A 12,563-nucleotide genomic window follows, 5' to 3' on the forward strand; every position below is an offset into this window, starting at 1 on the left:
GCGTTATTCGTCATCCAGTTGAGGTAGCGCCGAATTTTCCGGGATTTTTACGTGGACCTGAATGATACGGCGGCTGTCGGCCATGGCAACTTTGAACTGGTAACCATCAATGTCGATGCTTTCACCGCGCGCCGGCAGATGACCAAAGCCCTGCATTACCAGTCCACCAATGGTATCCACTTCGTCATCGCTGAACTGGGTGCCGAACACCTCATTGAAATCCTCAATGGGGGTTAACGCACGCACCGTGTAGGTCTGGCGGTTGAGCTGGCGGATATCCCGATCTTCCTCATCGTCATATTCGTCTTCAATTTCGCCAACAATCAGTTCGAGAATATCTTCAATCGTGACCAGTCCGGACACGCCACCAAACTCATCGATCACAATCGCCATATGATAGCGCTGGGAACGAAACTCTTTCAGCATACGGTCAACGCGCTTGCTCTCAGGCACAACCACCGCAGGACGCAGCACTTTTTCGACGCTGAAGGCTTCTGATTCGCTGCTCATAAACGGCAGCAGATCTTTCGCCATCAGGATGCCTTCAACATGGTCCTTGTCTTCGCTGATCACCGGAAAGCGGGAGTGTGCGGAGTCAATGATCACATCCAGGCACTCTTCGAGGTTCTGGTTGCGTTTCAGGGTGATCATCTGAGAGCGCGGAATCATGATGTCGCGTACGCGCTGTTCTGCAATATCCAGCACGCCTTCCAGCATGTCGCGGGTATCCTGATCAATCAGGTCCTTTTGATTGGAATCACGGATAAGGCTCAGGAGCTCGTCACGGTTTTTGGGTTCACCGTGAAACAGTTGGTTGAGCAGTAGGGAAAAAAATCCCTTTTTACTACTGGGTGCATCGCTGTTTTGAGAATGGTCGTCGCTCATGGCGGTTTTTAAAGATCTCTCTGGTCAGTAAATGATGCTGCCGGTCGGGTTACCGGCAGCAGGATGGCCTGAGTCCACAACTCAGGCGTTTTCTTTCTCCGAAATGTACGGATCAGGATAACCAAGAGCAAGCATTATCTCGGTCTCCAGACCTTCCATCTCTTCGGCTTCGCTGTCTTCAATGTGATCATAACCCAACAGATGCAGCGTACCGTGAACCACCATGTGCGCCCAGTGGGCTTCGACGCTTTTCCCTTGTTCCTGCGCTTCCTGTTCCACGACCTGACGGCAGATGATCAAATCGCCCAGCAGGGGCAATTCAATACCGGGTGGCGCTTCAAAAGGAAATGACAACACATTGGTGGGTTTATCTTTACCACGATAGGTCAGGTTAAGCTCATGGCTTTCCTGTTCATCCACCAGACGAATAGTCACTTCGCTCTCCGGCTGAAACGGCGTCACCGCAGCTTCCAGCCAGCGCTGAAACTGGCTTTCCGTGGGGAGATTTTCTGTTTGTTCACAGGCCAGTTGCAGGTCGAGAATCACGTCGCTCATAGTTTCTCCTGAACGCTATGTTGGGCGGCAAGGGCTTCACGCTTACGCTCTTCAGCCTGCTGATCGCGACGTTTCTGATCGGCTTCTTCCCAGGCTTCATAAGCGGTCACGATGCGTGCCACGACCGGATGACGCACAACGTCTTCACTGTGAAAGAAGTTAAAGCTGATTTCTTCCACTTCAGACAGGACCTCAATCGCGTGACGTAAACCCGATTTTGTGTGGCGGGGCAGGTCAATCTGCGTGACGTCGCCGGTGATAACCGCTTTCGAGTTAAAGCCGATACGGGTCAGAAACATCTTCATCTGCTCGATAGTGGTGTTCTGGCTTTCATCAAGAATGATAAACGCGTCATTCAGCGTACGGCCGCGCATATAGGCCAGCGGCGCGACTTCGATAACGTTGCGTTCCATCAGCTTCTCGACTTTTTCAAAGCCCAGCATCTCAAACAGGGCGTCGTAAAGCGGACGCAGGTAGGGGTCCACTTTCTGGCTCAAATCGCCCGGCAGGAAGCCCAGTTTTTCACCGGCCTCGACGGCGGGGCGCGTGAGCAGGATGCGACGAATCTCCTGGCGTTCGAGCGCATCGACCGCGGCAGCGACAGCCAGGTAGGTTTTACCGGTACCCGCCGGGCCCACGCCAAAGGTGATGTCGTGGTCGAGGATATTGGCAATATACTGTGCCTGATTTGGGGTGCGCGGCTTAATGACGCCACGCTTGGTCTTAATATTGACCGCTTTACCGTAGTCGGGCACGCTTTCTGCCGTTTGTTCCAGCACCCGGCTTTCTTTGATCGCCAGATGAATCTGCTCGGGTTCGATATCCGGAATTTCGCCGCGCACGGGCGCGGTATCGACATAAAGTGTTTTCAGGATCTCGACCGCGGCATTCACGCACAGCACCCGACCAACCAGTTTAAACTGATTGTCCCGGCGGTTTATCTCAATGCCAAGACGACGCTCCAGCTGTTTTACATTGTCATCAAATGGACCGCACAGGCTCATCAGACGGCGGTTATCAGCCGGTTCAAGGGCGATTTCACGGGTTTCAATATTCAAACGAATCCTTTGGGTCACTCAGGGCCAGTTGAAAGGGATTGCGGGTGCATCAGATGTGTTAAGCGGATGCATCATAACGAAATTATTTATGCGGTCACGCCGGGGCGCAAGCTTACGAGGTGATATTTGGGCGGCACCGGCAGAAACCAAGTGCAAAACAGCAGAATGTGCGGCAGCCGACGGTGAGCTGCCGCACATAACGGAAGATCAGGGCTGGAAGACGCCAACGCCGATATCATTTTCTTTGCGGGTACGGGCGATAACGGAGGCCGGGCTTTCAACCACACGTAAGCCCATTTCCTCTTCAGTCCGCACCAGCTTGCCGCGCAAGGAGTTGGTATAGACATCGACAATTTCAACGTCGACAAACTTACCTATCATCTCTACCGGACCTTCGAAATTCACCACTCGGTTGTTTTCGGTGCGGCCGGTCAGCTCCATCACGTTTTTACGTGAAATGCCTTCTACCAGAATCCGCTGCACGCTGCCCAGCATACGGCGGCTGATCGCCATGGCCTGCTGGTTGATGCGATCCTGCAGAATATACAGACGCTGTTTTTTCTCTTCGTCGCTGACGTCGTCAGGCAAGTCTGCCGCAGGTGTGCCCGGACGCGCTGAGTAGATAAAGCTGTAGCTCATATCAAAGTTGATATCACCAATCAGCTTCATCGTTTGCTCAAAGTCCTGCTGTGTTTCACCCGGGAAACCCACGATAAAGTCAGAACTGATCTCAATGTCAGGGCGTGCAGCGCGCAGTTTGCGAATGATAGCCTTGTACTCCAGCGCAGTGTGCGCACGCTTCATCAGCGTCAGAATCCGGTCGGCGCCGCTCTGCACAGGCAGGTGGAGGAAGCTCACCAGCTCTGGCGTATCGCGATAGACATCAATGATGTCATCGGTGAACTCAATCGGATGGCTGGTGGTGAAGCGAATACGGTCAATGCCGTCAATCGCCGCCACCAGACGCAGCAGCTCAGCAAAGGTGCACACGTCGCCGTCAAAGGTTTCGCCGCGATAGGCGTTCACGTTCTGCCCTAACAGGTTCACTTCGCGTACGCCCTGCGCAGCCAACTGCGCGATCTCCAGCAGAATATCGTCTGACGGACGGCTGACTTCTTCACCGCGCGTATAAGGCACCACGCAGAACGTACAATATTTGTTGCAGCCTTCCATGATGGAGACAAACGCGGTGGGGCCTTCGGCCCGCGGTTCTGGCAGGCGGTCGAATTTTTCGATTTCCGGGAAGCTGATGTCCACAACCGGACTTTTGCTGCCGCGCACGGTATTAATCATTTCAGGCAGGCGATGCAGGGTTTGCGGACCAAAGACAATGTCCACGCAAGGCGCACGCTGGCGAATATGATCCCCTTCCTGCGACGCGACGCAGCCGCCAACACCGATGATCAAATCCGGGTTGCGCTCTTTGAGTTTTTTCCAGCGCCCCAACTGGTGGAAAACCTTCTCCTGCGCTTTCTCGCGGATTGAGCAGGTGTTGAGCAGCAGAATATCCGCCTCTTCGGCTTCCTCTGTCAGGGTATAGCCGTGCGTGCTGTTCAGCAGGTCAGACATCTTAGATGAATCGTACTCATTCATCTGACATCCCCAGGTTTTGATATGCAGTTTTTTTGTCATCGAGCTAGCCATTAAATCAGTGCAGTGAAGTGCTGGGCGCGTATTGTAATGCTTTGCTGCGGATGTGACCAGCCTGAGGGCTTTTCTGATCGTGCCTCATTTTTCCGGTACACTTTGCAGGAATACCACCGCGCTGAAAAGTGGCGGCCTAAGAGAGGGATACAAGTGATGCAGGATAACCAGTTTGATGTGGTGATTGTCGGCGGCGGCATGGTCGGAGCGGCGCTGGCCTGTGGTTTAGCGCAGCACCGCTTTCGGGTGGCGGTGATTGAGCGGGCAACCCCGCCACCTTTCGATCCCGACAGCCTGCCGGACGTGCGCATTTCCGCTGTCGGCTCCTCGTCGGTGGCGCTCCTGAAACAACTGAACGTCTGGCAACGCGTGGAGGCGATGCGCTGTGCGCCTTACCGCAAACTGGAAACCTGGGAGTGGCAGACGGCGCAGGTCAGTTTCGATGCGGAGTCGCTGGGTTTGCCTGAACTGGGTTATATGGTGGAGAACACGGTGCTGCAACGTGCGCTGTGGGAAGAGATGACGCAGCGAGGGATCACCTTGCTGTGCCCGGCGACGATGGAGGATCTTCAGCCCTGTAATGCGGGCTGGACGCTGTCATTAAGCAATGGCACGACCGTAACCGCAAAATTAGTGGTGGGGGCAGACGGCGCAAGTTCACAGGTGCGACAGATGGCGGGTATTGGGATTCATGGCTGGAGTTACGCACAGTCCTGCTTACTGATCAGCGTCACCTGCGAGCATCCGGCTGGCGATGCGACCTGGCAGCACTTTACGCCCGACGGTCCACGCGCTTTCCTGCCGCTGTTCGGTCATCATGCCTCGCTGGTATGGTATGACGCCGCCGCCCGTATCCGACAGTTACAGGCCATGCCTGTCGCGCAGCTGGAGAAAGAGATCGCCCATCACTTTCCGGCCCGACTGGGCCGTTTTCATGTGCATGCAGCCGGTGGCTTTCCCCTGGTGCGTCGTCATGCTGCGCGTTATGTCCTGCCGGGGCTGGCGCTGGTCGGCGATGCGGCGCACACCATTAATCCTCTGGCAGGGCAGGGCGTGAATCTGGGATATCGTGACATCGATGCGTTAATGGATGTATTAATTGCTGCGCGTGACAACGCTGAAACCTGGTCGTCGGAACGGGTGCTGTTACGTTACCAGCGCCAGCGCCGCCACGATAATCTGCTGATGCAGAGCGGGATGGATCTGTTCTATTTTACGTTTAGCAACCGCGTCGGCCCGTTAAAGCTGGTACGCAATCTGGGATTGATCGCCGCTGAGCATTCCGGCGTGCTGAAACGTCAGGTCTTGCGCTATGCGTTAGGCTTGTAAGCCTCAGCCACGCGTCGCACGGATGTGACGCGTGGTCATGAGCCGGAAGCCAGAAACAAAAAAGCCCGCTATTGCGGGCTTTTTTGCTTAATTTGGCTGGGGTGCAGGGATTCGAACCCCGGAATGCTGGTATCAGAAACCAGTGCCTTACCGCTTGGCGACACCCCAATGGTGTCAAATCAAATTGTCTAAAATGGCTGGGGTGCAGGGATTCGAACCCCGGAATGCTGGTATCAGAAACCAGTGCCTTACCGCTTGGCGACACCCCAAGAAAATGGTGGCTACGACGGGAATCGAACCTGTGACCCCAGCATTATGAGTGCTGTGCTCTAACCAGCTGAGCTACGTAGCCAAATTGTATTGCCTTTCGATGATGGCTGGGATACCTGGATTCGAACCAGGGAATGCCGGTATCAAAAACCGGTGCCTTACCGCTTGGCGATATCCCATTCGTCCACTCGCAGCTGCGAGATACATCGAAATTGGCTGGGGTACCTGGATTCGAACCAGGGAATGCCGGTATCAAAAACCGGTGCCTTACCGCTTGGCGATACCCCATCCATGCTGCCGACTCGTGAAATGGTGCGGGAGGCGAGACTTGAACTCGCACACCTTGCGGCGCCAGAACCTAAATCTGGTGCGTCTACCAATTTCGCCACTCCCGCAAAAAAAAGATGGTGGCTACGACGGGAATCGAACCTGTGACCCCAGCATTATGAGTGCTGTGCTCTAACCAGCTGAGCTACGTAGCCATCTTTTTTCGCGCAACCTTCATCGGCGTTGCGGGGCGCATTATGCGGAGTTGACTACACAGCGTCAACAAATTTTTTGCCGTTTTTTGCCTTCAAACGCCTGTTTGTCTGGCTTATAACCAGGGTGGTGCTTTATTCGGCAATTTTTCAGTGAATACAACGGCAACTCCACAAAAAATGGGCCATTACTGGCCCATCTGTTCACTCAGTATAGCACTTATTTGTAAGCGGACTGGTGCACGCCCACGGCACGTCCTGAAGGATCGTCCATGTTTTTGAAGGCTTCATCCCATTCAATGGCTTTTGCCGACGAACAGGCAACAGACGGCCCGCCCGGCACGCACTCGGCAGCACTTGGCAGCGGGAACAGTTCTTCGAAAATTTCGCGATAGAGATACGCTTCTTTCGAACCCGGCGTGTTATACGGGAAGCGGAAATGCGCCGTCGCCAGTTGCTGATCGCTAATCTGCTTAGCCGCCACTTCTTTCAGCGTGTCAATCCAGCTGTAACCTACGCCGTCAGAGAACTGCTCTTTCTGACGCCAGGCAACGCTTTCAGGCAGATAGGAAGAGAAACATTCGCGCAGAATGTGTTTTTCCATTTTACCGTTGCTGCCGCACATCTTGTCCTGTGGGTTGATACGCATGGCGACATCCAGGAATTTCTTATCCAGGAACGGCACGCGCGCTTCTACGCCCCAGGCGGACATCGCTTTGTTGGCGCGAGCACAGTCAAACATGTGCAGAGCCAGCAGCTTACGCACGTTCTCTTCATGGAATTCTTTGGCATCAGGCGCTTTATGGAAATAGAGGTAGCCACCGAAGACTTCATCTGCGCCTTCGCCTGACAGCACCATTTTAATGCCCATCGCTTTGATTTTACGCGACATCAGGTACATCGGCGTGGAGGCACGAATGGTGGTCACATCGTAGGTCTCAATGTGGTAGATCACGTCACGAATAGCATCCAGACCTTCCTGCACCGTGAAGTGGATTTCATGGTGAACCGTACCCAGGTGCTCGGCAACCAGTTTGGCTGCTTTCAGATCCGGTGAGCCTTCCAGACCGACGGCGAAAGAGTGCAGTTGTGGCCACCAGGCATCGCTTTTGTCCTGATCTTCAACGCGCTTAGCGGCAAAACGCTTGGTCACGGCTGAGATAATAGAAGAATCCAGACCGCCAGACAGCAGCACGCCATAAGGAACGTCTGACATCAGATGACTTTTTACCGACTCTTCCAGCGCATGTTTCAGGCCAGCCGCGTCAGTCACGTTGTTTTCAACGTTTTTGTATTCCATCCAGTCACGCTGCCAGTAACGACGAATTTCACCGTCAGTACTGGAAAGGTAGCTTCCCGGTGGGAATTCTTTAATGGTGCGGCAAACCGGCACCAGCGCCTTCATTTCAGACGCCACAAACAGGTTGCCGTGCTCATCGTTGCCCATATACAGCGGAATGATACCGATATGGTCGCGACCAATCAGATACGTTTGCTTCACGGTGTCGTACAGGATAAAGGCAAACATGCCCTGCAACTCGTCCAGGAAATCGACGCCTTTTTCCTGATACAGCGCCAGAATGACTTCGCAGTCCGAACCGGTCTGGAAACTATAACGATCGCTTAACTCTGCGCGCAGGGCCTGATGGTTGTAGATTTCACCGTTGACGGCCAGAACGTGAGTGTGATCGGCGTTATACAGTGGCTGTGCACCGTTGTTGACGTCGACAATTGAGAGACGTTCGTGAGCAAGGATCGCGTGGTCGTCAGCATACACACCTGACCAGTCCGGCCCACGGTGACGCATTAAGCGTGAGCTTTCCAATGCTTTTTTACGTAACTCAACGGGATCGCTTTTCAGATCCAGCACACCAAAAATAGAACACATATCTGACTCCTGAACTCACCTGCGGCGATGTAATTTTACGTTTGTCCGGCAGCCGTTCGCTGCGTGATGTATAAGAAAATGCGTTATTTCAGGTACACAATGCAAGAGGAATCGTGTTTCACTGATAAAAAGGTTGTTGAATAACCCTGGATATTGAATTTTATCTAATGAAAGCGTCTTTTTATTGATGAATCGGCAATGAAAAGTGATTTTGGGGTGTTTTTTGAACGATATCAAGCCAGCAGAGAGGGGCAACGAAGGGGGATGCACTGCCTGAGGCGGCAGTGCGTCATAAGCTGAACGTTTAGAAGAGATCGATATCGGCCACGGAAGGGAAAATCCAGTCAGGACGGAAAGGCATCGCGTCAATATCGCTCAGGGTTGACACCCCAGACAGGACAAGAATGGTTTCCAGTCCGGCCTGAAAACCGGCCAGAATATCGGTGCGAAGGTTGTCACCCACGATCACCGTGTCCTCTGAGTGCGCCTGCATTTTATTCAGCGCGGCACGCATGATATACGGGCTGGGTTTGCCGACATAAAACGGCCTGCGACCGGAGATCTTTTCAATACCGGCACACAAGGCACCGCAGGCGGGCACGAATCCCCTGGCGTGCGTGTCGGGGTTGGTGGCAATGAAACGCGCCCCGTTTGCCACAAAGAAAGCCGCCTTATGCATCATGTCCCAGTTAAACGACCGGGTTTCGCCCACGATGACAAAGTCCGGGTTAACGTCAGTGATGGTAAAGCCCGCTTTGTAGAGTTCGTGCACCAGCGCCCCCTCACCAATGACATAGGCTTTTTTGCCTTCCTGACGACGCAGAAAGTCAGCGGTCGCCATGGCTGAGGTGTAAAACACCGAATCCGGTATGTCGATGCCCGCGGAGGAGAATCGATTGGCTAAGTCCCGCGCCGTCTGGGAAGGGTAGTTGGTCAGCACCACTAATGGCATATCTTTAGCCAGAATGCGCTGCAAAAACTCTTTTGCACCGGGCACCGCGGTATTGTCGTGCATCAGCACGCCATCAATGTCACAAATTACATTTTTAATCGTCATAAATGTGTTCCGATGCGCGCTGTCAGAAAACAGGCTGCGCTTAGTCTTCCAAAAGATGTTGCAGCAGGATGCCGTTTAACAACGCTCGTTTCGCCAGCGCAAAGGCGCCGATCGCCGAGCGATGATCGAGTTGTGAACGCACCACAGGCAGATTTTTACGAAAGGCCGCCAGTGTCTGCGTATTAATGCAACTTTCAATCGCGGGTAGCAAAATACGTTCTGCTTCGGTGATCTCGCCTGCCAGCACGATTTTTTGCGGGTTAAACAGGTTGATCGCAATTGCAATCGCCTTACCCAGATAACGCCCCACATGCTCGACAACTTCGCAGGCTAACGCATCGCCCTGATTGGCGGCCTGGCAGATATGCTGCATCTGGCACGCCGCCTGAGTCAGGATGCTCGGGTAGCCTTTATTCAGTAGCTCGCTTACACGATGTTCAATGGCGCTGTTTGCCGCAATGGTTTCAAGACAGCCAAAGTTGCCACAGTGGCAGCGTTCCCCCAGGGGATCGACCTGAATATGACCGATTTCACCGACATTGCCATTACTGCCCAAAAAAATCTGCCCGTTGGCGATAATGCCTGCGCCGGTTCCCCGATGCAGGCGCACTAATATCGAGTCGGCACAATCGCGCGTTGCGCCAAAATAGTGCTCAGCCAGCGCCAGGCTGCGAATATCATGGCCCACAAAACTGGTGACGTTAAACCGGTGCTTTAGATTAGCAACCAGCGGCCACTGATTCACATGAATATGCGGCATGTAGCGGATTACGCCATTAAGCGGATCAACGAGGCCGGGCAAAATCACGGAAATCGCGATCAGCTCGCGAATTTTCGCTTCACTCTGCTGGATAAAATGCGCAATGGCATCGAACAACGCCTGTTCGAGTGCTTCCTGCGTGCGTTGGGGCAGGGGATAATCCTGCTGAGCCAGGGATTTACCGCTTAAATCGAACAGGGTTAGCGTGGCATCATTGCGGCCAAGGCGCACACCGATGGTGTGAAAGTGGCGGGTTTCCGTCACGATAGAAATGGCGCGGCGACCGCCAGTGGACGCCTGCTGGTCCACTTCTTTAATCAAACCGCGCTCAATAAGCTGACGTGTAATTTTGGTGACACTGGCGGGAGCAAGTTGGCTTAAATCCGCAATCTGAATACGTGAAATCGGCCCTTGCTGGTCGATTAACCGGTAGACGGCCGCGCTATTCAGTTGTTTGACAAGATCGACATTTCCAATTTGAGTCTGGCCGCCAGTGGTCATTCAGTGCTTACTCGCTCAGGACGTTATCTCCATTGACTAACGTCTTAATAATTTTAAAGTCGCGTGTAAAAACCGTCAGGTTGGCGAGTTTCCCTGCCTGAATCGTACCTGACTGTTTTTCAACGCCCATTGCCTGTGCGGGATAAAGTGATGCCATGCGCAGGGCTTCATCCAACGCAATGCCCGCATGCTCAACGCAGTTTTGTACGGCTTCAATCATTGTCAGTGCTGAACCGCTTAGCGTGCCCTGCTCATCCACGCACAACCCGTTACGATAATAGATTGTTTTACCAGCAAAAATAAACTTATCGATAGCAGCGCCCGCCGGTGCTGTCGCGTCGGTGACCAACACCAGTTTGTCACCTTTGATGCGTTTAGCATTGCGGACGTTAGCGTAATGGACATGTAAACCATCTGCAATAATGCCGCAGTATACATCAGGCGCATCAAACAGCGCACCGATGAGGCCGGGCTCACGTCCGGCAAAGGCAGGCATCGCATTATAGAGGTGCGTGGCGAACGTAATGCCCGCCGCAAACCCCGCTTTTGCCTCTTCATAAGTGGCACTGGAATGCCCGGCTGAGACCACGATACCCGCTTCGCTCAGTTGGCGAATCACCGCGCTGCCCACCACTTCGGGTGCCAGCGTGACTTTGCTGATCACGTCTGCATTGTCGCAAAGGAATTGCACCATCTGCGCATCGGGCTCACGGATCAGGGCAGGGTTATGTGTGCCCTTTTTCGCCACACTCAGCCACGGGCCTTCCAGATGTAAGCCCAGCATAACGTGAGGATACTTCTGCAAAAAGGCGCGCATTGTTTCCACCGCGCGCACCATCAGTGCGTCACTGCTGGTAATCAGCGTAGGCAGAAAGCTGGTACAGCCCGATTTCACATTGGCGCGATGCATGGTTTCCAGCGTTTCCACGCTGATGGCGTCTATATCGTCATTAAACTGAACGCCGCCACAGCCGTTAAGCTGCAGGTCGATAAAGCCGGGCGCGATAATGGCGCCGCTTACGTCCTGCTGTTCAATGCCTGACGGCAAGGCAGTAACAGGGCAAACCCGTTCAATGCGTCCGTCAGCGATCACCACGGCATGGTGATCCAGAATTTCGTAGCCGCTGTAGATTCGGCCATTGACTAATGCGTACATCTTCTTCTCCCGGCTTACCTGCCGCTCGTGCATCTGACAGCAGGTGACGTAATAACGGTATTAAACGCCCTGCATATTTTCCGCTTCCATTTCACGGAAGTACTTCACCGTTTTAACTTTCAACTCCATGGTCGCGGGCTCGTCGCAGACCACCACGGATTTAGGATGGAGTTGCAGGCAACTGATTGTCCACATGTGGTTCACGTTTCCTTCCACGGCAGCCTGCAACGCCTGTGCTTTAACGTGACCAGTAACCAGAATCATCACTTCTTCAGCGTCCAGCAGCGTGCCCACGCCAACGGTCAGGGCATATTTCGGCACCTGATCAACATCACCGTTAAAAAAGCGTGAATTTGCCACACGTGTGTCGTGAGTCAGCGTTTTGATACGAGTGCGTGAAGATAATGACGACGCGGGTTCGTTAAAGGCGATATGGCCATCATTACCGACGCCGCCCATGAACAGGTGGATTTTGCCCAGAGACCGAATTTTATCTTCATAACGGCGACATTCTGCGTCAATATCGGGCGCATTACCATTCAGCAAATTGATGTTTTCAGGTTGAATATCAACGTGGTCAAAGAAATTACGATGCATAAAGCTGTAGTAGCTTTCCGGATGCTCTTTCGGCAGCCCGACATATTCATCCATGTTGAAGGTAATGACATGTCTGAAGCTAACCTGGCCCGCTTTATGCATATCGATCAGGTGCTTGTACGCTTCCAGAGGCGTACCGCCCGTAGGCAGTCCCAGAATAAAGGGCTTGTCAGCGCTGGGATTAAACGCATTAATACGGTTCACAATATGGCGCGCTGCCCATTTGCCGACCTGAGTGGGAGTAGATAAAGGAATCAGTCTCATGTTGCACCTCAAATGTGAGTGAAGGATTCGACGCGCAGCAAAGCCATGTTGCCGGTGAGGACAGGCGAACGGGAAGGAAACGCGCGTCTTGATATTTCGCATCATAAAATAAGTGGGCAT

10 protein-coding genes and 7 tRNA genes are annotated in these 12,563 nt (G+C 53.4%); 1 reads left to right on the top strand and 16 read right to left on the bottom strand.

Annotated elements, in window-relative coordinates; translation table 11 throughout:
* Positions 1-3 precede the first annotated feature (3 nt).
* The 4 genes from corC to miaB form a co-directional block, all read right to left on the bottom strand.
* Positions 4-885, bottom strand: a complete 882-nt coding sequence (gene corC, locus C1N64_RS08445; protein ID WP_033739293.1) for a CNNM family magnesium/cobalt transport protein CorC — start codon at positions 883-885, stop codon at positions 4-6.
* A gap of 81 nt (positions 886-966) precedes the next feature.
* Positions 967-1,440: an rRNA maturation RNase YbeY gene (gene ybeY, locus C1N64_RS08450; protein ID WP_033739295.1), complete on the bottom strand. Its 474-nt coding sequence runs from the start codon at positions 1,438-1,440 to the stop codon at positions 967-969.
* Positions 1,437-2,498 carry a PhoH family protein gene (locus tag C1N64_RS08455; RefSeq protein ID WP_394515411.1) on the bottom strand — a complete coding sequence of 354 codons (1,062 nt, stop codon included), beginning with the start codon at positions 2,496-2,498 and terminating at the stop codon, positions 1,437-1,439. Before C1N64_RS08455 ends, ybeY begins: the two co-directional genes overlap by 4 nt.
* Positions 2,499-2,705: 207 nt before the next feature.
* Entirely contained in the window at positions 2,706-4,130 is a 1,425-nt protein-coding gene (gene miaB / locus C1N64_RS08460) for a tRNA (N6-isopentenyl adenosine(37)-C2)-methylthiotransferase MiaB (protein WP_033739300.1), read from the bottom strand.
* 168 nt (positions 4,131-4,298) lie between these two features.
* Between miaB and ubiF the strand changes: the two genes are divergently transcribed.
* The gene (gene ubiF / locus C1N64_RS08465; RefSeq protein ID WP_006118486.1) at positions 4,299-5,471 is read left to right on the top strand and encodes a 3-demethoxyubiquinol 3-hydroxylase; all 1,173 of its coding nucleotides are present in this window, start codon (positions 4,299-4,301) and stop codon (positions 5,469-5,471) included.
* Between the two features lie 93 nt (positions 5,472-5,564).
* Here ubiF and C1N64_RS08470 read toward each other — a convergent pair.
* The 12 genes from C1N64_RS08470 to nagB all read right to left on the bottom strand — a co-directional run bounded on the left by C1N64_RS08470 (position 5,565) and on the right by nagB (position 12,443).
* Positions 5,565-5,639: transfer RNA gene (locus C1N64_RS08470), tRNA-Gln, on the bottom strand.
* A gap of 26 nt (positions 5,640-5,665) precedes the next feature.
* Positions 5,666-5,740: transfer RNA gene (locus C1N64_RS08475), tRNA-Gln, on the bottom strand.
* 6 nt (positions 5,741-5,746) lie between these two features.
* Positions 5,747-5,823, bottom strand: a tRNA-Met gene (locus C1N64_RS08480).
* Between the two features lie 22 nt (positions 5,824-5,845).
* Positions 5,846-5,920 (bottom strand) — tRNA-Gln (locus tag C1N64_RS08485).
* Between the two features lie 34 nt (positions 5,921-5,954).
* Positions 5,955-6,029, bottom strand: a tRNA-Gln gene (locus C1N64_RS08490).
* Between the two features lie 22 nt (positions 6,030-6,051).
* Positions 6,052-6,136, bottom strand: a tRNA-Leu gene (locus C1N64_RS08495).
* A gap of 10 nt (positions 6,137-6,146) precedes the next feature.
* Positions 6,147-6,223, bottom strand: a tRNA-Met gene (locus C1N64_RS08500).
* Between the two features lie 217 nt (positions 6,224-6,440).
* A complete protein-coding gene (asnB, locus tag C1N64_RS08505) occupies positions 6,441-8,108 on the bottom strand; it encodes an asparagine synthase B (RefSeq protein ID WP_006118422.1) in 1,668 nt (555 codons plus the stop codon).
* A gap of 304 nt (positions 8,109-8,412) precedes the next feature.
* Positions 8,413-9,165, bottom strand: coding sequence for an HAD-IIA family hydrolase (locus C1N64_RS08510; RefSeq protein ID WP_033739305.1), 753 nt, complete (start codon positions 9,163-9,165; stop codon positions 8,413-8,415).
* 40 nt (positions 9,166-9,205) lie between these two features.
* Positions 9,206-10,426, bottom strand: coding sequence for a DNA-binding transcriptional regulator NagC (locus C1N64_RS08515; protein ID WP_394515412.1), 1,221 nt, complete (start codon positions 10,424-10,426; stop codon positions 9,206-9,208).
* 7 nt (positions 10,427-10,433) lie between these two features.
* Entirely contained in the window at positions 10,434-11,582 is a 1,149-nt protein-coding gene (gene nagA, locus C1N64_RS08520; protein WP_033739310.1) for an N-acetylglucosamine-6-phosphate deacetylase, read from the bottom strand.
* Positions 11,583-11,642: 60 nt separating this feature from the next.
* Entirely contained in the window at positions 11,643-12,443 is an 801-nt protein-coding gene (nagB, locus tag C1N64_RS08525) for a glucosamine-6-phosphate deaminase (protein WP_039337946.1), read from the bottom strand.
* Positions 12,444-12,563: the final 120 nt, after the last annotated feature.

The sequence above is a fragment of the Pantoea sp. SGAir0215 genome (genome assembly GCF_043543215.1).

Bases quoted from the DNA above. Each gene is read 5' to 3' on its own strand.
- corC (WP_033739293.1), bottom strand. From the start codon at position 885: ATGAGCGACGACCATTCTCAAAACAGCGATGCACCCAGTAGTAAAAAG.
- ybeY (WP_033739295.1), bottom strand. From the start codon at position 1,440: ATGAGCGACGTGATTCTCGACCTGCAACTGGCCTGTGAACAAACAGAA.
- miaB (WP_033739300.1), bottom strand. From the start codon at position 4,130: ATGACAAAAAAACTGCATATCAAAACCTGGGGATGTCAGATGAATGAG.
- ubiF (WP_006118486.1), top strand. From the start codon at position 4,299: ATGCAGGATAACCAGTTTGATGTGGTGATTGTCGGCGGCGGCATGGTC.
- asnB (WP_006118422.1), bottom strand. From the start codon at position 8,108: ATGTGTTCTATTTTTGGTGTGCTGGATCTGAAAAGCGATCCCGTTGAG.
- C1N64_RS08510 (WP_033739305.1), bottom strand. From the start codon at position 9,165: ATGACGATTAAAAATGTAATTTGTGACATTGATGGCGTGCTGATGCAC.
- C1N64_RS08515 (WP_394515412.1), bottom strand. From the start codon at position 10,426: ATGACCACTGGCGGCCAGACTCAAATTGGAAATGTCGATCTTGTCAAA.
- nagA (WP_033739310.1), bottom strand. From the start codon at position 11,582: ATGTACGCATTAGTCAATGGCCGAATCTACAGCGGCTACGAAATTCTG.
- nagB (WP_039337946.1), bottom strand. From the start codon at position 12,443: ATGAGACTGATTCCTTTATCTACTCCCACTCAGGTCGGCAAATGGGCA.